The organism is Streptomyces sp. NPDC089915 (assembly GCF_040684675.1).
Classification (GTDB): domain Bacteria; phylum Actinomycetota; class Actinomycetes; order Streptomycetales; family Streptomycetaceae; genus Streptomyces.
Genome location: NZ_JBFBGN010000071.1, coordinates 1 through 23,614 on the forward strand (window position 1 = coordinate 1; position 23,614 = coordinate 23,614).

22 protein-coding genes are annotated in these 23,614 nt (G+C 76.3%); 10 read left to right on the forward strand and 12 right to left on the reverse strand.

What is annotated here, in order from left to right; translation table 11 throughout:
- Window positions 1-213: 213 nt before the first annotated feature.
- Window positions 214-834 carry a hypothetical protein gene (locus AB0O29_RS21220; protein WP_365153555.1) on the reverse strand — a complete coding sequence of 207 codons (621 nt, stop codon included), beginning with the start codon at window positions 832-834 and terminating at the stop codon, window positions 214-216.
- Between the two features lie 75 nt (window positions 835-909).
- Window positions 910-1,179: a hypothetical protein gene (locus AB0O29_RS21225; RefSeq protein ID WP_365153557.1), complete on the reverse strand. Its 270-nt coding sequence runs from the start codon at window positions 1,177-1,179 to the stop codon at window positions 910-912.
- A 79-nt stretch (window positions 1,180-1,258) separates the two neighbouring features.
- Between AB0O29_RS21225 and AB0O29_RS21230 the strand changes: the two genes are divergently transcribed.
- From AB0O29_RS21230 to AB0O29_RS21240, 3 genes are all read left to right on the forward strand, one after another.
- Window positions 1,259-1,603 (forward strand): thioredoxin family protein, encoded by a 345-nt coding sequence (locus AB0O29_RS21230; RefSeq protein ID WP_365153559.1) that lies wholly within the window; start codon window positions 1,259-1,261, stop codon window positions 1,601-1,603.
- Between the two features lie 126 nt (window positions 1,604-1,729).
- Entirely contained in the window at window positions 1,730-2,941 is a 1,212-nt protein-coding gene (locus AB0O29_RS21235) for a cytochrome P450 (RefSeq protein WP_365153560.1), read from the forward strand.
- A 5-nt stretch (window positions 2,942-2,946) separates the two neighbouring features.
- Window positions 2,947-3,156 (forward strand): ferredoxin, encoded by a 210-nt coding sequence (locus AB0O29_RS21240; RefSeq protein WP_365153562.1) that lies wholly within the window; start codon window positions 2,947-2,949, stop codon window positions 3,154-3,156.
- A gap of 65 nt (window positions 3,157-3,221) precedes the next feature.
- Here AB0O29_RS21240 and AB0O29_RS21245 read toward each other — a convergent pair whose 3' ends face one another.
- Window positions 3,222-3,425, reverse strand: a complete 204-nt coding sequence (locus AB0O29_RS21245) for a cold-shock protein (RefSeq protein WP_344168195.1) — start codon at window positions 3,423-3,425, stop codon at window positions 3,222-3,224.
- Between the two features lie 179 nt (window positions 3,426-3,604).
- On the opposite strand from AB0O29_RS21245, the gene AB0O29_RS21250 reads away from it, so the two are divergent.
- Window positions 3,605-4,630, forward strand: coding sequence for a 2-oxoglutarate and iron-dependent oxygenase domain-containing protein (locus AB0O29_RS21250; RefSeq protein WP_365153564.1), 1,026 nt, complete (start codon window positions 3,605-3,607; stop codon window positions 4,628-4,630).
- Between the two features lie 278 nt (window positions 4,631-4,908).
- On the forward strand, window positions 4,909-6,285 hold the full coding sequence (locus tag AB0O29_RS21255) for a DEAD/DEAH box helicase (RefSeq protein ID WP_365153614.1): 1,377 nt from the start codon (window positions 4,909-4,911) through the stop codon (window positions 6,283-6,285).
- Between the two features lie 121 nt (window positions 6,286-6,406).
- Here the strand turns inward: AB0O29_RS21255 and AB0O29_RS21260 are convergent, their stop codons facing one another.
- From AB0O29_RS21260 to AB0O29_RS21275, 4 genes are all read right to left on the reverse strand, one after another.
- Window positions 6,407-7,348, reverse strand: a complete 942-nt coding sequence (locus AB0O29_RS21260; RefSeq protein WP_365153566.1) for a class I SAM-dependent methyltransferase — start codon at window positions 7,346-7,348, stop codon at window positions 6,407-6,409.
- A gap of 119 nt (window positions 7,349-7,467) precedes the next feature.
- Window positions 7,468-8,037 (reverse strand): hypothetical protein, encoded by a 570-nt coding sequence (locus AB0O29_RS21265; RefSeq protein ID WP_365153568.1) that lies wholly within the window; start codon window positions 8,035-8,037, stop codon window positions 7,468-7,470.
- 86 nt (window positions 8,038-8,123) lie between these two features.
- The gene (locus tag AB0O29_RS21270) at window positions 8,124-8,858 is read right to left on the reverse strand and encodes an SDR family oxidoreductase (protein ID WP_365153570.1); all 735 of its coding nucleotides are present in this window, start codon (window positions 8,856-8,858) and stop codon (window positions 8,124-8,126) included.
- Window positions 8,859-8,989: 131 nt separating this feature from the next.
- Window positions 8,990-9,997, reverse strand: a complete 1,008-nt coding sequence (locus AB0O29_RS21275) for an NUDIX domain-containing protein (RefSeq protein WP_365153572.1) — start codon at window positions 9,995-9,997, stop codon at window positions 8,990-8,992.
- Window positions 9,998-10,272: 275 nt separating this feature from the next.
- On the opposite strand from AB0O29_RS21275, the gene AB0O29_RS21280 reads away from it, so the two are divergent.
- The 3 genes from AB0O29_RS21280 to AB0O29_RS21290 all read left to right on the forward strand — a co-directional run bounded on the left by AB0O29_RS21280 (window position 10,273) and on the right by AB0O29_RS21290 (window position 15,609).
- Window positions 10,273-10,737, forward strand: coding sequence for a hypothetical protein (locus AB0O29_RS21280; protein WP_365153574.1), 465 nt, complete (start codon window positions 10,273-10,275; stop codon window positions 10,735-10,737).
- 109 nt (window positions 10,738-10,846) lie between these two features.
- Window positions 10,847-12,592 (forward strand): RNA ligase family protein, encoded by a 1,746-nt coding sequence (locus AB0O29_RS21285; protein WP_365153576.1) that lies wholly within the window; start codon window positions 10,847-10,849, stop codon window positions 12,590-12,592.
- Window positions 12,592-15,609, forward strand: a complete 3,018-nt coding sequence (locus AB0O29_RS21290) for a poly(A) polymerase (RefSeq protein WP_365153578.1) — start codon at window positions 12,592-12,594, stop codon at window positions 15,607-15,609. The genes AB0O29_RS21285 and AB0O29_RS21290 overlap by 1 nt, the downstream gene beginning before the upstream one ends.
- A gap of 223 nt (window positions 15,610-15,832) precedes the next feature.
- Here AB0O29_RS21290 and AB0O29_RS21295 read toward each other — a convergent pair whose 3' ends face one another.
- Window positions 15,833-16,681: a DUF5937 family protein gene (locus AB0O29_RS21295; protein ID WP_365153580.1), complete on the reverse strand. Its 849-nt coding sequence runs from the start codon at window positions 16,679-16,681 to the stop codon at window positions 15,833-15,835.
- 92 nt (window positions 16,682-16,773) lie between these two features.
- Between AB0O29_RS21295 and AB0O29_RS21300 the strand changes: the two genes are divergently transcribed.
- Window positions 16,774-18,054 (forward strand): MFS transporter, encoded by a 1,281-nt coding sequence (locus AB0O29_RS21300; protein WP_365153582.1) that lies wholly within the window; start codon window positions 16,774-16,776, stop codon window positions 18,052-18,054.
- On the opposite strand, the gene AB0O29_RS21305 is transcribed toward AB0O29_RS21300, so the two are convergent.
- Window positions 18,051-18,968, reverse strand: coding sequence for an NADP-dependent oxidoreductase (locus AB0O29_RS21305; protein ID WP_365153616.1), 918 nt, complete (start codon window positions 18,966-18,968; stop codon window positions 18,051-18,053). The two genes, AB0O29_RS21300 and AB0O29_RS21305, sit on opposite strands and share 4 nt — an antisense overlap.
- Window positions 18,969-19,108: 140 nt before the next feature.
- Window positions 19,109-20,185, reverse strand: a complete 1,077-nt coding sequence (locus tag AB0O29_RS21310) for an RNA ligase (ATP) (RefSeq protein WP_365153584.1) — start codon at window positions 20,183-20,185, stop codon at window positions 19,109-19,111.
- A 136-nt stretch (window positions 20,186-20,321) separates the two neighbouring features.
- Between AB0O29_RS21310 and AB0O29_RS21315 the strand changes: the two genes are divergently transcribed.
- Complete coding sequence (locus AB0O29_RS21315) at window positions 20,322-21,065, forward strand: SDR family oxidoreductase (protein ID WP_365153586.1); 744 nt, start codon at window positions 20,322-20,324, stop codon at window positions 21,063-21,065.
- Between the two features lie 44 nt (window positions 21,066-21,109).
- On the opposite strand, the gene AB0O29_RS21320 is transcribed toward AB0O29_RS21315, so the two are convergent.
- Window positions 21,110-21,883, reverse strand: a complete 774-nt coding sequence (locus tag AB0O29_RS21320; RefSeq protein WP_365153588.1) for a peptidoglycan-binding protein — start codon at window positions 21,881-21,883, stop codon at window positions 21,110-21,112.
- Window positions 21,884-21,946: 63 nt separating this feature from the next.
- Complete coding sequence (locus AB0O29_RS21325; RefSeq protein ID WP_365153590.1) at window positions 21,947-23,359, reverse strand: MFS transporter; 1,413 nt, start codon at window positions 23,357-23,359, stop codon at window positions 21,947-21,949.
- Window positions 23,360-23,614 lie beyond the last annotated feature (255 nt).

The window sequence follows — 23,614 nt, forward strand, 5'->3', positions numbered from 1 at the left end:
GGGCGCGTGCGGGCTCAGGACCGGCACGGCGAGAGGTGGGGGATAGATGCTGCTGGCTGACGTGCGGACGGCAGCTCCGCGGGACGCTGCGGCGACCCTGCGTCGAACGGGAGGGGCCCGGATCGACAGCTCGCGGAAAATTCTTCGGGGAATTTTCCGGAGGGGCCACCGGGCCGCCCGCCGTCCGGGCCGCGGGGGCCCGGGAGGCGGCGGTCAGGCGCACCAGAAGAACATCGTGTCCTGGCGGGGGCGGCGGTCCTCGTCGGTGGACGCCCATTCCTCGGCCTCGAAGCGGACGGCCTTGAGGAAGGCCTCGACGGTCTCGCGCACCTCCGGGTCCACCCGGTCCAGGACCGCTTCGTGCGCGGCGGTGAACTCGGCGGCCAGCTCGGTCGGGAAGGTCCCCATCCAGGGGGTGGTGTCCCCGGCGGGGGGCAGCCGCACGGGCGGCCCGGACATGAGGATCTGGGAAATGGCCAGCCGGGCCGGGAGCCCGGCGCGCGACAGTTCCTCGTCGACCGTCCAGAACCAGGACTGGCGCCGCCAGTCCCCGAGGTCGTGGGGGTCCGAGAAGTGCGGGGCGATCAGCGCGTGCAGGGCGTGGTGGTAGCCGGGGCCCTGGGCCGCGCTGACGGTGCCGTCGAGCAGTTCCTCCAGGGCCTGGGCCACGGAGACGTCGAGGTCGATGCCCTGGGCGTGCAGCCGTCCGTCCACGGTCCGGCACCGCTCGCGGACGACGGCGAGCGTCCGCTCCTGCTCGGGCGTGCGTTCCACGGCGGTGAGCAGCCTCATCGCTTCGCGCATGCTGCCGGTGCTCATCACAAGGTGACCCACGGTCACTTCCTTCCCGAGGCGATGCCCCATGTTCTCCGAACCGGGCCGTTCCGGCGCCACCGGCGCCGCCGACGGCTACCGGCTGTCCCCCGACCAGTCCCAGCGGGCCGGGTCCGCGGCGCGCCTGCGGTAGTGGGCGCGGCCGCCCGGCCCGTAGCGGCCTATCTCGGTGGGGAGGCGGGCCTCCTCCGCCAGCCGGGCGGGGCTCCAGCCGGTGACGTCGAGCAGCAGCCCGTCGAGCGGGCCGCCGACGAGCTCGCCGTAGGAGCGGCCGGGGCGCGGGCCCGGGTCGGGATCGTCGTGGTCGGCGCCGTAGACCCGGCGGCGCGGTGTGCTGAGGTCCATGCGCCCAGGATCACAGGGACCACTGACAACGGGCCTAGGGTGGCCGGAGCACACGTACGAGCCGAGGAGCGCACCACCCATGACCCGTGGGGTACACCGGCCCCTGGAGGACCGGGAATTCGACTTCATCACCGGGATGGCGGAGGGGACCCCGGTCCTGGCCTATTTCACCGGTGCCTGGCCGAAGGCCGTCGAGCCCTCCCGGGCGATGGACGCCGTCGTGGCGGAGCTGGCGCGGGAGTACGGCGCCCGGCTGACGGCGGTCCGCACGGACATCACCCGCTGCCCGGCCGCGACCCGCCGCTACGGGGTGACGGGCGCCCCGGCCGTGGTCCTGCTGCGTTCGGGCGAGGCGGTGGCCTCCCACGCCGGCCCGATGACGGCGCAGGAGCTGCGCGGGCTCCTGGAGGAGGCGGGGGTCTAGGGCTGCCGAAGGTCCTACGGGTGAACTCGGGCAGGCTGGCCGAAAGTGGCATAGGTAGGATAGGTGCCTGAGGCATGTAATGGAGTCCGGCAAGACGGAACCATCCCTTGCGAGGTGTTGTTCTCCATGTCCGAAACCCTGCCCGCAGCCCTGCCCGACGCCGTGGCCTTCCCGCAGGACCGCAGCTGCCCCTACCACCCGCCGGCCGCCTACCAGCCCCTGCGGGACACCCGGCCGCTGACCCGGGTCACGCTCTTCGACGGCCGTTCCGTGTGGATGGTGACCGGCCACGCCGAGGCGCGTGCCCTGCTCGCCGACGGACGGCTGTCCACCGACCGGACCCACGAGGCCTTCCCCCTGCCCAGCCCCCGGTTCAGGGGGATCAGCAGGCAGCGCACCGCGCTCCTCGGCGAGGACGACCCCGTGCACAACACCCAGCGCCGGATGCTGATCCCCAGCTTCTCGGTCAAGCGGGCGGCCGCCCTGCGGCCCCGGATCCAGGAGACCGTGGACCGGCTGCTCGACGAGATGACGGCGAAGGGCACGCGCGCCGAGCTGGTCAGCGCCTTCGCCCTGCCGGTGCCGTCCATGGTGATCTGCGCGCTGCTCGGGGTCCCCTACGAGGACCACGAGTTCTTCGAGGCCCAGTCCCGCAGGCTGCTGCGCGGCCCCGCTCCCGCCGACGTCGACGACGCCCGCAAGCGGCTTCAGGACTATCTGCGGGACCTGATCCTGCGCAAGCGCGCCGAGCCCGGCGAGGGCCTGCTCGACGAGTTGATCGAGACCCGGCTGGAGACCGGCGAGACCGATGTGGACGAGCTGGTCTCGCTGGCCGCGATCCTGCTGATCGCCGGGCACGAGACCACCGCCAACATGATCTCGCTGGGCACCTTCACCCTGCTGCGCCACCCCGAGCAGCTCGCGGAGCTGCGGGCCGACCCCTCGCTGCTGTCGGGGGCGGTGGAGGAGCTGATGCGGTTCCTGTCGATCGCGGACGCGATGCTGCGGTTCGCCACGGAGGAGATCGAGGTCGGCGGGGTCGTGATCCGGCCGGGCGACGGGGTGGTCTTCTCCACCTCGGTGATCAACCGCGACGAGGCCGTGTTCCAGCACCCCGACGTGCTCGACTGGCACCGCTCGGCCAACCGCCACCTGGCCTTCGGCTTCGGCATCCACCAGTGCCTGGGCCAGAACCTGGCCCGGGCCGAGATGGAGATCGCCCTGGGCACCCTGTTCGACCGGCTGCCGGGCCTGCGCCTGGACGCCGATCCGGACACGATCCCGTTCAAGCCCGGGGACACCGTCCAGGGCATGATCGAACTGCCGGTGACGTGGTGAGCGGCGTGCGGATCTCCGTGGACCGGGACGTGTGCATCGGCGCGGGCCAGTGCGTACTGGCCGCCCCGGAGGTCTTCACCCAGGACGACGACGGGCTCAGCGAGGTGCTGCCCGGCCGTGAGGACGGGCACGGCAGCGCGATGGTCCGGGAGGCGGCGCGCGCCTGCCCGGTCTCGGCGATCACCGTCCGGGAGGCGGCGCGGGCCCCGGAGTGACACCGCTGCCCCCGCCGGCCGGGCCGGCGGGGGCAGCGGTCACGCACGGGGAGCGCGGGGTGCGGTCAGAGCGGCCGCACCATCTCCGCCTGGGGGCCCTTGGTCCCCTGCGTGACCTCGTATTCGACCTGGGCGTTCTCGTCGAGCGACTTGTAGCCCTGCGCCTGAATGGCGGAGAAGTGCACGAACACGTCGGGGCCGCCGCCGTCCTGCTGGATGAACCCGAACCCCTTTTCCGCGTTGAACCACTTCACGGTGCCAGTTGCCATCGGTACTGATCCTCACTCGACGTTCCGCTCGGGCCGCCTGCGCGGCCGTCTCGATCCTGCCCACCCGTCCCGCGGAACACACTCCGGGCGCGGCCAACCGGGGGTGGATCGAACTCCTGCCCGCCACCCCGCGTGCCAGAGGGTGGAACGGCACCTTTCACGAGGCGAAGGGGACGGACATGAGCGGGTTGACCACCTTCCGGGTACCCGACCGGGTGACCGGGAGCGCGCAGGACGTGGTGCTCGGCCGGGCCATGGTCGGCGCCTGGCAGCGGGACGGCATCTTCCAGATCGAGGCGGACGCCGGGCAGCGGGCCCTCACCGGGGCGGCACTGGCGGCGAGCCGGCGCTTCTTCGCCCTGCCCCCGGACGTCAAGGCGGCCTGCCTCGACGACCGCTCGTACAGCGGGTACACCGCCTCCGGCGAGGAGGTCACGGCGGGCGAGCGGGACTCCTCGGAGATCTTCACCATCACCCCCGACCTCCCCGGCGGCGACGACCGCCCCTGCCACGGACCGGTCCCCTGGCCCGACCGGGACTACCGCACCGCGATGCGGGCCTTCCTGGCCGGGGCCGGCTCGCTCGGGGACCGGCTGCTGCCGCTCGTGGCCCTCGGACTGGGCCTGGACACCACCGCCGCAGCCCGGCTCTCGGGGCTGACCCGGGGCGGCTGGCACCACATGCGGGTCCTGCGCTTCCCGGCCGCCTCCCGCACCGGCGAACGGGGGATCGGCGCGCACACCGACTACGGGCTCCTGGTGATCGCGGCACAGGACGACACGGGCGGACTGTACGTGCGGCCCCCGGTCCCCGGTGAGCGGCGGCCGCGCAACTGGCTGCCGGACGAGAGCAGCGCGGGATTCGCCCAGGACGCCCCCGGCTGGACGTACGTGGCCCCGGTGCCGGACGTCCTCACCGTGTTCCCGGGGGACATCCTGCAGTTCCTGACGGGCGGCGCCCTGCTGTCCACCCCGCACCGGGTGCGGCTCGCCGACCGGGAGCGCTACGCGCTGGCCTACTTCCACGAGCCGAGCTTCGACTCCGTGATCCGCCCGCTGGCCCCGTCCCCCGGGGAGACGACCGTGATCCACTACGGGGAGCACTTCACCCGGATGTTCATGCGCTGCTACCCGCGACGGGCGACCACCCTGCGCATCCGCGAGCGCGGGCTGCTGCGGCGGCTCCCCCGGGCGGCCCACTGGTAAAATGGCCCGAAGACTTCAGGCGCGGGGCGCTTTCGCCCGGTGCGGACGCGTACGACGAGCCGGGGACCGTACCGAGGGGTACGGACCCCGGCTCGTCGCCGTTGCGGACCCCGTTCCCCCGCGCGCTCGGTTCCCCTCACGGAAGGTTCTGCATGAAGAACCCGTCAGCTCACGGGCGTTTCGGCATCAAGGCCGCGACGTCGGCAGGATCCCGGCCCAAGGGCGGTGGCGGCGCCGGCAAGGCCCCGCGGACCCTGGGCCCGCAGGGCGAGTTCGCCATGCCCCGGACGACCACCCCGGCCCTGCCGCCGGCGGCCTCGTTCGACGAACTCGGACTGCCGCCTGAGCTGGTGAAGACCCTCGCCGACCAGCAGGTGCGGGAGCCGTTCCCGATCCAGGCGGCCACGCTGCCGAACTCCCTCGCGGGCCGCGACATCCTCGGCCGGGGCCGCACCGGCTCCGGCAAGACCCTCGCCTTCGGCCTGGCCCTGCTGGCCCGCACCGCCGGCCGGCAGGCGGACCCGAAGCGGCCGCTCGCGCTGGTCCTCGTCCCGACCCGCGAGCTGGCGCAGCAGGTCACCGAGGCGCTGGCCCCCTACGCCCAGGCCCTGCGGCTGCGCATGGCCACCGTCGTCGGCGGGCTGTCGATCGGCCGCCAGACCGGGGCGCTGCGCACCGGCGCCGAGATCGTGGTGGCCACCCCGGGCCGGCTGAGCGACCTGGTCAAGCGGCGCGACGTGCACCTGGAGCGGGTGCGGATCACCGTGCTGGACGAGGCCGACCAGATGTGCGACATGGGGTTCATGCCGCAGGTCACCGAGCTCCTGGACCAGGTCCACCACGACGGGCAGCACATGCTGTTCTCGGCCACCCTGGACCGCAACGTCGACCAGCTCGTGCGCCGCTACCTCAAGGACCCGGTGTCGCACTCCGTGGACCCGCAGTCGGCCTCGGTGGGCACGATGGACCACCACGTGCTGCACGTCCACGCCGCGGACAAGGTCTCGGCCGCCACCGAGATCGCCGCCCGCGAGGGCCGGGTGATCATGTTCCTGGACACCAAGCACGGCGTCGACCAGTTCGTGAAGCACCTGCGGGCCATGGGCGTACGGGCGGAGGGGCTGCACAGCGGGAAGTCCCAGCCGCAGCGCACGAAGACCCTCGGGCAGTTCAAGGACGGGCAGCTGACGGTCCTGGTCGCGACGAACGTCGCCGCGCGCGGCATCCACATCGACGACCTCGACCTCGTGGTCAACGTGGACCCGCCGGCCGACAGCAAGGACTACCTGCACCGCGGCGGGCGCACGGCCCGTGCGGGCGAGTCCGGCAAGGTCGTCACCCTGGTCACCCCCAACCAGCGCCGCGACATGGTCCGGCTGATGGCCGACGCGAAGATCCGGCCGACCATCACCCAGGTGCGCTCCGGCGAGGCGGCGCTGAGCCGGATCACCGGTGCGCGCAAGCCCTCCGGGGTCCCGCTGTCGGGGGCGCTGCCGACCGACGCCAAGGGCCGGCCGAGCGGCACCGAGCTGGGCTTCCGCGGGCTCGGCACCCGGCCGGGCCGGACCGGCCGGGGCAAGGAGTCCCGCAAGACGATCGAGGCCCGCCAGGCCGCCGAGGCCCGCCGCGCGGCCCGGGTCCGCAAGGGGCTCTGACACCGCCGGCCCGCCGGCGGTGCACGGCCGCCCGCCGCGCGGGCCGTCGGCGGCGGGCCGTCGGCGGCGGCGTGGTACGGCCCGGGGTGTCCGGCCCTGACCTGCCGGGCACCCCGGAGGCTCAGCCCCGGCGGCGCCGGGCGGTGACGATCGCCCGGGTGAGCACCGGCGGGAGCAGGTCCTTGGCCACCGCGCGCCAGGCGGCGCCCGGCGCCGGCCGGGGAGCGGGCTTCGGAGCGGGCGGCGCCGCCGGGGCGGCCGGCTCGGCCGGGGATTGCAGCGGCTGGGGGGCGGACGGGGCGGCCACGCCGTGGTCGCCGATGCGCACCAGGGGGTGGCCGCAGACCGTGTCCACGCCGTGCCACAGGCCGGCGCGGCCGTCCAGCCAGCCGAGCAGCGCCTTCTGGTGGGGTTCGGGGTCGTCCCAGGTCGCGTAGAGCTTCGAGGCGGACACGGCGATCACCCGCAGTCCGCCGACGGCCACCGCCTCCCAGACGGCGGCCGCGACGCCGGGGCAGTGTTCGGAGCGGTAGTCGTCGAAGACCACGACGGCCCCGGGGGCGGCGACCGCCTTCGAGGAGGCGATGTCCGCGACCACGTGCTCGTGCAGGTGGGAGGCGTCGATGTGGACGAAGCGGCAGCTGCCGTGGCGGACCCGGTCGGGCACGACCGAGGTCGGGGCCTGTATGACGGTCGGCAACTCCTCGTGGAACGCGAGGTAGTTGGCCTCGAACCCGCGCCGGGTCAGGGTGGGGTAGGACTCCCGCACCTCTTCGAGGTTGTCGCCGTCGGGCGCGGGCGAGTCGAAGAGGTCGACGACGGTGAACTCCTCGCCCTCCCGAAGGTACTTCGCGAGGAAGATCGCGCTCTTGCCCATGAAGGCGCCCAGTTCGAGGAGGTCCCCCTTGGCCTCTCCGGTGTCGTTCTGGCGGGCCAGGAACCAGTCGAAGAGCACCTGGTCATAAGCCGAGAACCAGCCCTTGACCTCGTCGAACGACCGGGGTGCGGGTGGTGCGGGCTCAATGTCCGGGGTGGTGACGGGAGCCTGAGAAACGTGCGACACGGAGAGTCATCCTCCAGCGGGAACGGCATCGGTCCAACACTGACACCCGGCCGGGTAAAGGAGACCTTAAACCCCCGAACAGCCGTATGGCGAGCAATCCGGTTTACTGATCGTTCCGTTCAGAGGGCGGCGCGCCGGTCCAGCCGCCGGGCCGCGGCGGTGCGTACGCGGCGGGTCCGGGCGGAGGCGGCCAGCAGGGCCAGCGCCTCGTCGGAGGCGGGCGACAGCACGGCCGTGCGCTGGCACCAGTCGGAGGCGGCCTCCAGCTCGGCCGCAGACCAACTCCCGCCGCCCGCTATGGCCTTGAGCAGGGTCCACTCGCGCAGCCGGCGGGCCGGGAACGCGTGGCCCTCCAGTGCGGAGTGCAGCGCGCGGGCCCATTCGCGGAACCCGGCGTCGGTCGACAGCCGCACGGCGCGGCGGTCGAGGTGGGTGACCACGGCGCTCTGCGCCATCACCGGGTCGGGGTCGCGCAGGACGGCGGCCACCGCCCCGGCCTCGCCCGCCACCCCGGCCGCCCCGGCGGCGGCGAGCCGGTCGAGGTGGCGGGCGTAGCGCCAGCGGTCCGGGGCGGGGACGGCCTGCGGCCGCCCGGCGGGCTCCCGGTGCTCCGCCGGTGCCGGCCGCGCGGCCGGCGTCCGCGGGGCGCCTCCCGGCGTCCCGCCCGTCTGTGTCTCGCTGGTCCCCATGCCCTCCATTCCACACGACGGGCCCGGCCGCGCGCGGGGCGGGGTCCGCTCCCGGCGGCGCCGTCCGGGCCCGTGGCGCCCCGGCTTCAGACCTGCTCGAAGTGGAAGGCCTTGATGAAGCAGTCCCGGGGCTGGCCGATGGCGAAGAACACGCAGTCGACGAGCGACTGGGCCGTGAGGGGGTCCTTCGCGGTGCGCGGGGCGTCCTCCCAGGCCGGCGACAGCGGGTCGTGGTTGTCGAAGTCCGGCGGGTAGAGGGAGATCACCCGCACGCCCCGGCCGCGCAGCCGCCGGGAGAGCGTCTCGGTGAAGCCGGCCTGGGCGCTCTTGGCCGCGTAGAAGGCGTCGTGGGCGTCGGAGCGGTGGTTGCCGTGCTCGCCGCAGGTGGAGACCATGGTGACGATGTCCGGCCGGTCCGACTCCAGGAGCAGCGGCAGGAAGGCCTTGGTGACGAGGACGGTGCCGGTGGCGCCGGAGGCGAGGGTCTCGACGACGTCCTCGTCGGAGGCGGAGAGCAGGTCCGGGCCGTGCTGGTAGCGGGCGCCGTTGTTGACCAGGACGTCGATGTGCCCGCTGAGGGCGGCCACGGCGGCGGCGAAGGCGCGTACCGACGCCGGGTCGGTGAGGTCGCAGGCGTGGGCGTGGACCCGGGCGGGGTCGTGGCCCTGCTTGATGATCTCCTCTCGGACGCGGGCGGCGGCTTCGGTGGTACGGGCGGAGAGGTGCACCTCCGCACCCCGCGCGGCGAAGCTCAGGGCCAGGGTCCGGCCGAAGTCCCGCCCCGCCGCGGTGATGACGACACGCTGGTGTTCGAGGGCCATGTCAACGCTCCTGGTGTGTGGTGGATACACATGGTCGCAGGCGTCGATCATGGAACTCCCGGCCCCCGGCCCGGTCCGTCACCTCCGGGGGCGGCCGCACGGACCGCACCGGGGGCCGGCGTGGGGGCCGGTCACCAGCGCAGGCCCTGCTCGGGGAGCTCGGTGGGCGGGGTGCGGGGCGGGACGGGGAGGCCGAGCTGGGTGCGGGCCGCGTGGACCGCCGCGACCTCCTGGAGCCCCGCCGGCCCCCAGTCGCTGAGCTCCCGCACCTGCTCCGGGGTGGCCAGCAGCCGGGCGTACGCCGGGTCGCCGGCGGGGGCGAGGCCGGTGAGGCGGGCGGCCGTGCGGGCCAGGGCGGCCCGGTCGGCGTACCGGTAGCCGAGCGGCAGCGCGGCCACGGCGGGCTCCGCCTTCGGGGCGGGCAGGTGCGCGGCGCCGGTGGCGCGGGCGACGAGCAGCAGGACCCGGCCGTCGGGGGCGAAGAGCCAGCCGGAGTGTCCGCGTACCGGAAGGTGCGCGGGGACGGGGCCGGGGTGCCAGGTGCCGTGCTGCGGGACGCGGCGGGTGCGCAGGACCCCGAGCCGGTCCAGGGCGGTGGGGGTGGTGGGGCGGCCGTCCTCCAGCAGGGCGGGCCCGGAGCCGTTGATCCGGGCCCGGAGGGCGGCCAAGGTGCGGCGGGCGTCGCCCGGCTCCATCAGGGCGGCCAGGTCCCCGGGCTCGGCGAAGTCGATGCCGGTGACCTCCTGGGCGGGCAGCCGGACGGACGCGATCCGGTCGGGGCTCCAGGTGCCGCCGTCGTACACGTGCAGGATCTCGCCGGGGAAGCGCGTCTCGGGCGGGAATCCGGAGGTGCCGGCGGGGATCCAGTCCACGGCGAGCCCGCGCGGGTAGCGCCCCTCGACCCCCAGCTCCTCGCGGACCTCGCGGGCTGCGGCCGCCGCGGGGGACTCCCCCGCGTCCACCGCGCCGCCGGGCAGCAGCCGGTCGGGGCGGTAGTCGACGCTCTGGACGAGGACCCGCCCGTCGGCGTCGGTGACGAGGACGACCGCTCCGGTCCAGAGGGCGGCGCGCGAGGCCCCGTATTCCGCCGGGGTCATCCAGGTGCCCTTCCGTCCCGGGTCGTCGGTCAGCTGGGGCATGGGCACTCCGTTCACCGTGGGTGGGTCCGCCGCCTGTGCAACAGCGGGCGCGACCGTCGGGTTACGGCGCTCGGCGGGTGGTCGGAACCGGCCCCGCTTTACCACCCGCATACCTTCCCGGCCTCCTTATTGCCCGATTATGTCGATCTTGATACGGTCCGTCGTGCGGGCTGGCGACGTGAAAGTCGCTGGTCCGACCACGTATGCGGCCCCGCACTCACCCGTCCGTGTGAGCGGGGGCGCCGGGCGGTGCTCCGGTACGGCAGGGTGGGCGGATGCCGTCGCGCCTCTCCCTCCCGCTCTGGGTCCCCGTCCTCATGCTGGTCGCCGGGTGTGTGACCGTTCGGCCGCCGGCGCCCGTCGAGGCTCCCCGTCCGGAGCCCGCGGCGGCCCGGACGGCCTGGACGCCCCGGCCGCCGGCGGCGCCGGCCCTGCCGCTGGGGCCCGCCCCGGAGGCGCGGGAGGAGCCGCCCGCCCAGGAGGTGGCCCCCGCCGAGGCCCCCGAGGCGGAGACCGGGCCGCAGGACCGGCCCGCCGCCCCGCCCCGCTCCGACGACCGCCCTCCGCGCCGCGTCTCCCCCGCCCGGACGGCCCACCGCACCCCCGCCGCGAAGCCGCGCGCCCGCAAGCCCGTACACGACGGGTCCCGGCCCGCGCCCCGGCGTTCGTACGACATGTCGGCGCTGTGCGAGGCCGCGAAGGGCCGGGTGGATCCGGCGATCGTCGCCCTGTGCCGTTAGGCCTTGTCCCGGGGATCCCGCCCGGCGCCGCCGGGCGGGAATTCGGTGGATGCCCCCGCTCCGGATACCTACAGTGACCGGACACCCCGTCCCCGAGCAGGAGTCCGCCATGCGTACGCACTACCCCCGCACCGCGCACCTGCCGTGGTCCCCCGGTGCCACGGCGGACGACGTGCGCGCCCGCGGGACGGCGGCGCTGGCCGGACGGGAGGTGGTGGTCACCGAGAAGCTCGACGGGGAGAACACCACCCTGTACGCGGACGGGCTGCACGCCCGCTCCCTGGACTCCGGCCACCACCCCTCCCGGGCCTGGGTCAAGGCCCTCCAGGGCCGGATCGGGGCGCGGATCCCGGCGGGCCGCAGGGTGTGCGGGGAGAACCTGTACGCCCGCCACTCCCTCGGCTACGGGGAACTCGACTCCTGGTTCTACGGGTTCTCGGTGTGGGACGGCGACCACTGCCTGGACTGGGACCGCACCGTACGCTTCCTGCACTCCCTCGGCGTCCCGGCGCCCCGGGTGCTCTGGCGCGGGACCTACGACGAACGGGCGCTGCGCGGGCTGCGCGTGGACACCGCCCGCCAGGAGGGGTACGTCGTCCGCACCACGGCCGGCTTCGACCGCGCCGACTTCGGGCGGTACGTGGCCAAGTGGGTGCGCGGCGGGCACGTCCGGACGGACACGCACTGGATGTACGCGCCCGTGGTGGCCAACGGGCTCGGCCCCGCCGCCGCCCTGTGGGACGTCCGCTCCGGCTCCGCGCCCGACGTCGCCGGGCTGCTGTCGGCCCTCGGCACGGACGCGCCGCCCCGCCCGGAGGACGGGCCCGCCGTCGCCGCCGTCACCGCGCGGCTCGACGGCGCGGGCCGCACCGGGGAGGCCCGGCTGGCCGGCGTACTGGCCGCCGCCCTGCACCGCGAACCCCGGGCCGCCCTCGCGGCGCGGCTCGCGGCCGGGCCGCTCGGGATGCGGACGGCGCGGCGGGTGGCGGACCTGGTCGGGCTGTACCCGCTGCTGCGCACGCCCCATCCGGACGAGGAGCGGCGGGCCGGGCTGGTCCGGCTGGCGTCCGCCGCCGACCTCGGGGTGCTGCACGCGCTGGCGTCGGCCCTGCCCGGTGCGACGGCCGAGGAGGCCGAGTGCGCCGAGTGGTCGGCGCTCTGCGCCGAGGAGGCCGGACTGCTCGGCCCGGATCCGCTGCGCCCGCTGCGGGCCGGGCTGCGCGAGGCGCTCGGCGGGCTGGACGCCGACGCCGCCGACCGCTGCTGGGCCGAGGCCCGCGAGGCCCTGGGCCGGGGTGCGGTCTCCACCGCGCAGGAGGCCGTGGCCGCGACCTGGCGGTGGCGGGACCCGGCGGCGTACCCGCGGCTGGTCCAGCTGTGCGGCCCCTCGGGCAGCGGGAAGAGCACCTTCGCGCGCGGCCTGACCGGGGTGGACGCGTACGTCTCCCTCGACGACCTGCGCGAGGCCCGGGGCTCCCGCTCCGACCAGCGCGCCAACCCGGAGGTGCTGCGCGAGGGCCTGGAGCGGCTCGACCGCGCGCTGGCCGCCGGCGGCACGGTCGTGTGGGACGCCACCTCCCTGACGGAGCGGCAGCGCGCCCTGGCCGGCGCGGTCGCACGGCGCCGGGACGCGCTGGTGACCCGGGTGGCGGTGCTGGTCGGGGAGGCGGAGCTGACCCGGCGCAACGCGGTGCGCCCGCACCCGGTGCCGGAGGCCGTACTGGCCGCGCAGCTGCGGCGGTTCGCCCCGCCCCACCCGGGCCAGGCGCACCGGACCTGGTACGTGGGGGCCGGCGGGACCGTGGAGGACGTGGCCGGCTCCCTGGGGGCGGCCGACGAGGGGGAGGACCTCTGATGCGCACCAGTGAGCAGCTCTACCACCAGGTCCGCTGGGACCCCCGCTTCGATCCGGCGCGGTTCACGCTCGGCCTGCTCCAGCGCGGGGCCGCCCCCAAGCGGGTGCCGCTGCCCTCGTTCGTGCCCGGCGGGGACATCCCGTGGCACCGCGTGCTGTTCGTCGAGGCCGACGGGGAACTGGTGTGGGACCGGGCCACGGGGCTGGACCGGATCGACTCGTCGGCGGCCGGGCGGGTGCGCGGCCGGCGGCTGCTGCCCGAGCCCTTCCTCACCGCCCGGACCCCGCACGCCTGGGACCCGGCGGAGGCCGCCTGGCGCCCCGTCCGGGCCGGTACGGCCGTGCGGCCCCCGGCGCGGGTGCGGCTGCTGACCTGGAACACCCTGTGGGACCGGTACGACGCCCCGCGCATCGCCACCGCCCGGCGCAGGCCGCTGCTCCTGGCGGAGCTGGCGGCGGCGGACGCCGACGTCATCGCCCTCCAGGAGGCCGAACCGGCCCTGCTGGCCCTGCTGTTGACGCAGCCCTGGGTACGCGAGGGGTACACCCTGGGCACCGACCCGGACGGCTCGGACGTGGCCGACACCGGGCTGCTGGTCCTGAGCCGGCTGCCGGTGCGGGAGGCCGGGGTGCACGCGCTCGGCCCGCACAAGGCGGTCGCCGCCGTCGCCGTGGACACCGCCGGCGGTCCCCTGGTCGTCGCCGCGACGCACCTGAGCAGCGACCACTCCGAGAACGGGGCGGGCCGGCGGGAGGCCGAACTGGCCCGTCTGGCCGACGGGCTGGGCGGGCTCGACGCCGGACTCGTGCTGCTCGGCGACTTCAACGACGGCCGCTCCGGCGCCGCCGGGCCGGCCGCCGCGCTGGGGCTGCGGGACGCCTGGCACGAGGTGCACGGGCCGGGCGACGACACGCCCACCTTCGACCCCGGGGCCAATCCGCTGGCCGCCGTCGGCTCGCTGACGGGGCGGCCCGGCCGCATCGACCGGATCCTGCTGTCCCGCGGCGCCGGCGCGCGGGTGCGGGCGGCCGCGCTGCGGGGCGACTCCCCCGCGCCGGACGGGCTGTTCGCCTCCGACCACTTCGCGGTGGAGGCCACCGTGGAGTACGGGGCCCCGGACGCGGCCGACGCCCTGTCCGGCGTACCGGCGACCGCGCGGACGGCGGTGGCCTGGCTGCCGCCGTACGATCCGGCGGTCGCGGAGCTGCGCCGGGCGTACGACCCCGGGGTGGAGCGCTGGCCGGCGCACGTCAACCTGCTGTTCGGCTTCGTGCCCGAGTCCTCCTTCGCGCGGGCGCTGCCGCTGCTGGCCGGGGCGGCGGCGGGGATCCGCCCCTTCACCGCCTCCCTGGAGGGGGTGCACTCCTTCGGCCGGCGCGAGGAGGCCGTGCTCTGGCTGGACCCGGCGGCGGGCGAGGACGGGGACGCCCCCTGGCAGCGGCTGCGCCGCGCCCTCGCGGACCGCTTCCCGGGCTGCCGGGGCCGCTCCGACGGCTGGACCCCGCACCTGACGCTGGGCCGCAGCACCGACCCGCAGAACGCGGAGCGCGAGTGCGCCCGACGCCTCGGCGCCACCCCCCGCCCGGCCCGGGTCGGCGAGCTGGCGGTCCTGTCCCGTCGCGGGGACGGACCCATGCGGGTCCGCGCGGTGGTCGACCTCGGCACGGGTATCTGGCGGTGGACGGAACAGGAGGAAACCGGCCCGGGCGCCGAGGCCTTGGGGGCGGGGTGGGCGACTGAGGTGTCGGGCGCGACGGTCCGAGCGGCGGGGGACGCGGCCGAGGCGGCGCGCGAGGCGGCCCCAGTGACGGGCGGTGCGGGCGGGGTGTCGGGCCACACTGCCCAAGTGCCTGACGGCATGGCCGAAGTGGCGGGCGGTGCGGGTGGGGCGGTCGAAGTGGCGGGGGTCGCGCAGGGGATCGTCGTGCGGGTCTCGGCGGCGCTGCCCGGGGCCGTGGTGCGGGCGGCCGGGTCGCGGGCGATGGGCTGTGCCCTGCCGGGGGCCGACCTGGACCTGGTGGCAGTGCTGCCGGGGGTTGCGGACGCCGGTGCGGTGCGGGAGCGGGTGGCGGCCGCGCTGCCGGAGGCGGAGCGGTTGCGGGAGGTGACGGGGGCCCGGGTGCCGGGGCTGCGGCTGCGCGCGTCGGGGCTGGACGTGGACCTGGTGGTGGTCGGGGCCGGCGGCGTGGACCCGGCGCGGGCCGTTGAGCGGCGGGCGGAGCTCGGCGAGGCGGCGGCGGTGGCGCTCAGCGCGCTGTCCGACGCGGCGGCCGTACGGGAGTCGGTGGGCGCGGAGCACCGCGCCTTCGCCGGGCTCGCGCGGGAGGTCAAGGCGTGGGCGCGGGCCCGGGGCCTGGACTCGGCGCCCTTCGGGGGCCTGCCGGGGCTCGCCTGGTCCGTGCTGGCCGCGCGCACGGTCCGGGAGGCCCGGGACCGCTCGCCGGCCGCGCTGCGGCGGGAGTTCTTCGGCACCTGGGCCGCCTGGGACTGGAGCGAGCCGGTGTCCCTGGACCCGGCAGCCGCCACCGGCCCGGGCACGGACCCGGTCACCGTCCTGACCCCCACGGCGCCGGTCCGCAGCTGCACCGCCCAGGTCGGGCCGGGCCTGCGGGACCTGCTGGTCCGGGAGCTGTACGAGACGTGGGAACGGCTGGAGGCCGGTCCGGAGGGGCCGGGCGGGCTCCCGGCGGCGCCCCCGCCGCACCGCCGGCACGCGGCCTGGGCGGTGGTGACCGTACGGGGGGACGCGGCGCGGGGGCTGGAGGAGAACCTGGGGCGGGCCCGGGGCCGGCTGCGCACCCTGCTCACCGCACTGGAAGGGACCGGCCTCACGGAGGCCCACGCCTGGCCCCGCCCCTTCGAACGCTCCCCCACCCTGGCCCGCTACGCGGTCGGCCTGGGCCCCACCCCACCCGACCCCGCCACCCTGACCGCCCTCACGGGCCCCTGGGCGGCGGGCCTGCCCGGGGTGGAGGTGACCCTCACGGACGGCGGCGAGGTTCCGGACCTGAACTGAGCCGCCCGCCCCTGTGCCCCGCCACCGCGTGGAGGCACCGGCCGGACGGGACTCGCCGGGCGCGGTACCGGGACCCCGGGGGCCGGCCCCGATCCGCCGGGCACTGCCCAAGAGGGCCCGGCGGACTGGGCCGAGGGGGGTAGCGGCACCGTGCCGGACCCCGGGCCCGGAGGCCCACGCGCAGGCACCGGCGGGGTGCCGGGGCCGGCACCCCCGGCACCGCCTACGGGGCCCCGTCCCCCAGCAGGGCGCGGCCGAGGGGCACGGTGACGTAGTGGACCTCGCGGCCGTAGCGGTGGCCGGTGATGAGGCCGGCGGCCCGGAGTACCGACAGGTGCTGCGAGACCGCGCCGGGGGTGAGCCCGGTGCGGGCCGCCAGCTGGGTGGTGGTGGCCGGGGTGGTCACCTCGGCGAGCAGGCTGGCGCGGCTGCGCCCCAGGAGCCGGGTCAGCCCGTCGCCCGGCCCGCCCGCGCACTCCCACAGCGTCCCCACCGCCCGCGCCGGATAGATCACGCAGGGCGGTACCGGGCCACGGCCCGGGACCAGCCGGCACCGCCCGGTGAACGCGCTCGGCACCAGGGTCACCCCGCCCCCGGCCAGGTCGAGTTCGCCCGGCGGGAACCCGTCCGACACGAGCCGGTCGCCGCTCCGGGCGAGGGTGCGGTGGAGCCCGGCGAGCACCTCCCCGATGCCGTCCTCGGCCAACTGCCGGGTCCGGTACGCGATGTCCGCCTCCAGCAGGGCCCGCACGCGCGGCCAGTGCGGCCGCACCGCCGTCCGCCACCAGGGCAGGACGGCCTCCGCGGCCCCCGGCCCCGCCGCGGCCAGCTCCTCCTCGATCCCGGCCAGCGGGCAGCGCGGCGGCGGCACCGCGTCCAGGTCCAGGCCGATGCCGAATCCGGGCGCGGGCGGCGGCCCGGCCGCGCCGAGGGCGCGCTTGATCCAGGGCAGGTGCAGGGCGTGCCGCCCGGGGTCGGCCACCGCCCGCAGTCCGGCGACGGTCTCCCACAGCGGTGAGACCGCGAACCGCACGTTCGCCAGGTCGTCCACGCCGAATCGCACGGCACCCATACCCGCCACCCCTCCCCACGGCCCGGCCGTGACCTTTAAGCCGAGACTGAATCAATTGTCACGCCCGCCGACGGCTGGTGATCTCATGGTCCATGACGCTCTCTCACCCCCTTTCGACGCCGGAGACCGCCCCGCGGCCCCCGGCCCGCCCCGCCGCCGGCTTCCGGCGGCTGTGGGCCGCCGACACGGCCGGCCAGGCCGGGACCGCCCTGACGCTGCTGGCCCTCCCGCTGGTCGCCGTCGGGACCCTGGACGCCACTCCGTTCCAGGCCGGTCTGCTGATGGCCTGCGAGTACCTCGCCTTCCTCCTCGTCGGACTGCCCGCCGGGGCCTGGGTGGACCGCTCGCGCCACCGCCGGGTGATGATCGCGGGCGGTCTCGGCCGCGCGCTGCTGCTCGCGACCGTCCCGCTCACGGCGGCGCTGGGCGCCCTGACCCTGCCGCAGCTGTACGCGGTCGCCTTCGGGCTCTCGCTGTGCGCGGTCTTCTCCGACGTGGCCGCGCAGAGCGTGCTGCCCCGCCTCGTCGACGGTGAGCGGCTGGTGGAGGCCAACGTACGGCTGGAGAGCACCCGCAGCCTCGTCCAGGCCGCCGGCCCGGGGGCGGGGGGCCTCCTGCTGGCCGTGGTGGCGGCCCCGGCGGCGCTCGCCGTCGACGCGTTCGCCCACCTGGCCTCGGCGCTGCTGCTCACCGGGGTCCGGCCCGCGGACACCCCGCCGGGTCCGGGGCCGGAGGCGGGCCGACGGGAGGGGCTGCGGGCCGAGATCGGCGCGGGTCTCCGCTTCGTCCTCCGCCACCCGCGCCTGCGCGCGGTCACCCTCGCCTCCGCGCTCTCGAACCTCTGCGGCACGGTCGGCGCGGCCGTGCTGATGGTGCTGCTCGCGGGCGACCTGGGCCTCTCGCCGCTGTGGTGCGGCCTCGTGTTCACCGCGGAGGCGGCCGGCGGGCTGCTGGGCGGCCTGCTCACCGCCCGGCTGGCCGCCCGCTTCGGCGAAGGCCGGGCCATGTGCGGATCCCTGCTGCTCAGCGGGGTGGCGTGGCTCGCGGCCGTGCCGGCGTTCCAGGACGACTGGCGGTTCGCGGTGGCCGTGGTGCTCCAGGCCCTCGGCTGGGCGGCGTTCATGCCCTTCAAGATCGGCGCGGTCTCGCTCCGCCAGCGGCTGTGCCCGCCCGAGCTGCTGGGGCGGGTCACGGCGACGGTCCGCTTCCTGGTGTGGGGGACGATGCCGGCGGGTGCGCTCGTCGGCGGCCTGCTCGGCGAGTGGTTCGGCGCACGGGCGGCCCTGTGGACGGGTGCGGTCGCCGAACTCCTCGCCGTGGTCCCGCTGCTGGCGATGGCGTCGTCACGCGGTGGCGGCCGGACAGGTGCCTAGAGTTCGATGACGATCTTCCCGGCGGTGTGGCCCGCCTGGTTGAGGGCGAAGGCGTCGGCCAGGCCGGAGAGCGGGAAGGTCTCGGCGACCGTGACCGTGAGCCGGCCCTCGTCCGCGAGCCGGGCCAGTGCCGCGAGGTCCTCGCCCAGGGGGCGGACCCACATCCACTGGCCGCCCGCCCCGAGCACCGTGTGATCGGCGATCGAGGCGTGGCGGCCGCCCTCGGCGAGGACGGCCGTGGTGACGTCCAGGACCCCGCCGACGAAGTCCGCGACGACGCTCACCCCGTCGGGGGCCAGGGCGCGGACCCGTTCCGTGAGGCCCTCCCCGTAGGCGACGGGTTCGCAGCCCAGGGCGCGCAGGCGGTCGTGGTTGCGGGGCGAGGCCGTGCCGATGACGCGGGCGCCGAGGGCCCGGGCGATCTGTACGCCGAGCGAGCCGACCCCGCCGGCCGCGCCGTGGACGAGTACGGTGTCGGACGCGCCGGTGCCGAGGCGGGTGAGGAGCTGGTACGCGGTGAGCCCGGCCAGCGGCAGCCCCGCGGCCTGCCGCCAGTCGAGCGAGGCGGGCTTGCGCGCGAGGGCCCGTACGGGGACGGAGACGAACTCGGCGAAGGTGCCGCCGTGCACGTAGTCCTTGCGGGCGTACGCGATGACCTCGTCGCCCGCCGCGAACTCGGGGACGTCGATGCCGACCCGTTCGACCGTCCCGGCCACGTCCCAGCCCGGGACCACCGGGTGGACGACGTCCATCAGGCCGTCGAGCCCGCCCGCCATGATCTTCCAGTCGACCGGGTTGACCGCCGCGCACCGCACGCGGACGAGGACCTCGCCGGGGGCCACCTTGGGGACCGGGAGCCTGGTCTCGGCCAGCACCTCCGGTCCGCCGTACGTCTCGTACGCCATGGCCCGCATGGTGGGCCGGCCGTCCTGGGGGTCCTGCGACATGGGTGTGCCCTCTCGGTGAACCGGTGGAACCACCCCTTCCCCATCCCACCACGAACGGCGCGGCGGGCCCCGGCGCAACACGGGCGGCGCCGGAACCCGCGGCGCACTCACTCGTACTCGGTGCCGCCCTTGCGGGTCAGGTACGCGGGGCTGACCGCCTTCGCGATGGCGCGGCCGCCGACGACCGGGCTGTGGCGCTCGGTGGCCGGCCGGATGACGACCCCCTCGCGCAGGTGCAGGCCCCGCCCGGAGACGGTCTCCGCCCCGCTGGCCAGCTCCAGCACGGTCTCCAGGGCGTACGGGCCCTCGTAGAGCCGGGGCACCAGGGGGAGTTCGCCGTCCTCCAGGACCCGCGCCGGGTCGAACCAGCGCACCTGTCCGTCGATCTCGGCGGACACGTCGAAGACGGCGAACCCGGGCGGGGCGTCGGCGGCCCTGGCCTGCGCCCCGTACGGCAGGTCCTGCACCCCGGCCCCGTACACCTCGCCGAAGACGCCGACGCGGCTCGCGCCGAGCCGCTCGGCCAGCCGGGCGGCGGCCCGCTCCACGCCGTGGCCGCGGACGGCCCGCCAGTACAGGTTGCGCTCGTCCTCCTTGAGCGCCAGGCCGCGCGCGCCGAAGCCCTTGGAGGAGACGAGGACCCGGCCCTCGTCGGCGAGGTAGGTCACGAGGCAGGCCGTGCCGTGGAGCTTCTCCGTCAGGACGACGGGCTCCCCCGGCTCGAAGACGTCCGGGTAGCGCTGGAGGTTCTCGACGTCCACCCAGGGCAGCAGGTCCGGCGCCGCCTCGACCTCCCCGTTCATCGTGGTCGGCACGGGTGGGGACCATTTGACGATGCCCAGGGCCTCCGCGAAGTCGGTGCGCTCCCCGGCGGCCGCCGCCAGGTCGACCCCGTCGAGCGCGCGCGGCCGGCACACCAGCCCCTGCGAGAGCTCCCCTCGCAGCCGGACGGCCTTGACCCGGTCGTGGGAGCCGCCGGCGAGGCGGCCGGTGAGGCCGAGCTCGTCGACGAGGGCGGCGGGCAGGACGGCCTGCTCGGGTATGTAGAGGGCGAAGTCCCCGGTCTTGTAGGCGCCCTTGGCGACGACGGCGCGGTAGAGGCCCACCTGGGCCAGTTCCAGGGCGTCGGCGTTCGGATGCGCGTGGACGGTGAGTTCCTCGACGGTGACGCGGAGGGTGGACATCGGCGGCTCCTCGGTTCGGCCTGCTGTGACCGGACCACTGTCGGGGCCGCCATTTTCGCTGGTCCAGCGGAAATCGGGGTGTTAGCCTGCGCCGCGCGCGGCAACCGGACGCGCGCCCGTACGCCTTGGAGGACCCATGGAACGCCGACCCGTCACCGTCGTCACCGGAGGCAGCCGGGGGATCGGGGCGGCGACCTGTGTGCGGCTCGCCGCCGAGGGCCACGACCTGGTGCTGGGCTACGCGCGCGACGAGAAGTCCGCCGAGGACGTGGCGGAGCGGGTGCGGGCGGCGGGCGCGCGGTGCCTGACGGTGCGGGGCGACACCTCGCGCGAGGACGGGGCGGAGCGGCTCTTCGACGTGGCCGGGGCCGAACTGGGGCCGGTCACCGGGCTGGTGAACAACGCCGGGGTGACCGGGCCGCTGGGCCGGCTCGTCGACGCCCGGACCGAGGACCTGCGGCGGGTGGTGGAGGTGAACCTGCTCGGGTACCTGCTGTGCTGCCGCCGGGCCGCCCGGGACATGGCGGCCGCCGGCGGCGGGGCCATCGTGAACGTCTCCTCCGCCGCGGCGACCCTGGGCAGTCCCGGGGAGTACGTGCACTACGCGGCGACGAAGGCGGGCGTCGACGCCCTGACCGTCGGGCTGTCCAAGGAACTGGGGCCGGACGGCATCCGGGTCAACGCGGTGGCGCCCGGCGTGATCGAGACCGACATGCACGCCGCGATGGGAGACCCGGACCGCCCCGCCCGCACGACCGGCGGGACCCCGCTGGGGCGGCCCGGTCAGCCCGGGGAGATCGCCGGCGCCATCGCCTGGCTGCTGTCCCCGGACGCCTCGTTCACGACGGGCGCGGTCCTGCGCGTCTCCGGCGGCCGCTGACCCTGGGTGGCACGGCGGCCGGGGGCCGGCGGCCCCGGGCGGGGTCAGCCGAAGGCCGCTCGGGTCGCCGGGCCGTAGACGCCGTTCGGGTCGCCCTTGATGTCGCGGTCCCGCTGGAGCTGGGAGACCCCGCGCTTGGTCTGGCCGTCGTAGGTGCCGGTCACCCGGACGTACGTGAACCCCTGCCCGTAGAGCCGTTCCTGGAGGGCCCTGACCTCGGGCCCCTTGTCGCCCGGGCGCAGGGTCCCGGAATCGGCGGGCGGCTGCTTGGCGGGCTTGTCGGGGCCGTCCGCCGAGGGGCTCGGCGAGGGCTTCGCGGACGTCGGGGAGGCCGTGGGAACCTTCGTGCTCGCGGAGGGTTTGGCGGGGGCGGCCTGGCTGCGCACCGAGGGTTCCCCGGCGCCCGGGCTGCGGGCGGGCAGCACCGGCAGGGCCACGTCCGGTCGGGCCGGGGGCGGGGCCTCCGGTTCGGGCCCGCCCATCAGGAACACCAGCGCGCCCGTCCCGGCCAGCGCCGTCAGCGCGAGGACGGCCAGCGGCAGCCGGCGGCTCCGCCGCCCGGGCTCGCGGCGGCGGGTCGCCGGCGCCGCCGGGCGGGCCCGGGGCCCGGCCGGTACGGACCGCGGCGGTTCGGCCGGTACGGACGGCGACGACCCGGCCGGTACGGGCGGCAGCGGTTCGGTCGGCGCCTCGACCGGTTCCGGGAACGTCGGCCAGGCGGGGTACGCCGGGCCGTGGCCCTCGGGGACCGTGACGTAGGGGCGGACGAACAGGCGGTCGTCGGGCTCGGGCCCGCTCTCATCGGGGTGTGGGGACACGGTTGTCTCCCGGCACGGTCGGGGGCCGGTGCGGCGGTGCGGCGCCGGCCCCCGATCCGCCGGTCAGGCCCTGCGCGGCCGGGTGGCCGGGGCCTGGCCCGCTCCCGCGGCCGGCGGGGTGAGCGGGGAGCGGACGGATATCGGCATCTGGGGCGTCTCCGAAGTGCGGCTCATGCGGTCGTTCTTGAGCGGACTCTTTCCGTCCGGGGCCGCTCCGGTCAAGCCGGATGTCCGATCCGCCCCATCCATCCGCTCTCCGTCCTCCGGTATCGGGCCGCCCCGGCCCGGTTCCCCGTCCCGGCGCCGCCGGAGGTGGACGGCGACCGTGAGCGCGGCCGTCAGCATCAGGGCGGCGCCGGTCAACGGGGCGGCGGGCACCGAGACGCGGTCCACCGCGAGCCCGCCGGCGAGCGCCCCGGCGGCGATGGCGAAGTTGAACATGGCCACCATCAGCGAGGACGCGGCCTCGGCGGCCCGTGGCGCGGCCCCCAGCATCCAGCCCTGGAGGCTCACGGAGAGCCCGCCGTAGACCAGCCCCCAGAGCACCAGCAGGCCGGTCCCGGCAACGGCCCCCGGCAGCACGGCGATCAGCGCCAGTACGACGGTCAGGACGGAGGCGACGGTGAGCAGCGTGCGGCGCGGGTCGCGCGGGCCGGCCAGGAAGTTGCCGGCGACTCCGGCGAGTCCGTAGCCGAGGAGCAGGGTGCTGACGAATCCGGCGTCGACGCCGGAGACGTCCCGCAGGATCGGCCGGACGAAGGTGTAGGCGGCGAACTGGCCGGTGACCACGAGGAAGGTCACGATCACCCCGGTGCGGACCCCCGTGTTGCCCCGCAGCAGGGCGGGGAGTTCGGCGAAGGTGACGGGGGCCGCCGGGGGCAGCGGGGGCAGCAGCAGGAGCAGGGCGGCCAGGGTCAGGGCGCCGAGGGCGCCGACGGCCGCGAAGGCGGCGCGCCAGCCGCCGAGTTCGCCGAGGAGGGTGCCGGCGGGGACGCCGAGCACCGAGGCGGTGGGGACGCCGCCGAATATCAGGGCCGTGGCCCGGCCCACGCGGTGCGCGGGGACCAGGCGGACGGCGAGGCCGCCGGCGATGGCCCAGAACCCGCCGACGCTGATGCCGACGAGCAGCCGGGCGGCGAGGACGACGGTGAAGTCGGGGGCCAGCGCGGCGGCGAGGTTCGCGGCGGCCATCAGGCCGATCAGGGCGCACAGCACGTGCCGCCGGTCGAGGCGGGCGGCGCCGACCGTGACGAGGGGGGCGCAGAGGCCGGCGACGAGCCCGGGGACGGTCACCATCAGGCCGGCGGTGCCGTCGGAGACGCGGAGGTCGGCGCCGACGGGGGTGAGGAGTCCGATGGGCAGGAGTTCGGAGGTGATCAGGCAGAAGATCCCGAGGGAGACGGCGGCGACGGCCGCCCACCCCCTCAGGGGACGGTCGCTCGGTCGGGGAACGCTGGACGCGGCTGGTTCGGTCATGCTCGGCACTCCGTACGGGGTGAAGGCGGGCGGACGGCGAACGGGAGCACGGCGGCACCAGGTCCCGGGGGTCGCGCCTCCCCCGTCGCCCGCACTGCCGTGCCGTGCCGATCCCGTTCCCGGCCCATTCTGCGACGGACCGGGCCTTTTGCGTCCGGCCCTGTGGAGAATCGATTCGGCGGGGTCTGCGGGCCGTTCCCCCTCGGCTCCCCCATCACCCGGAAAGGTGAGCCCCGGGGCCCGGCCGCCCCGGAC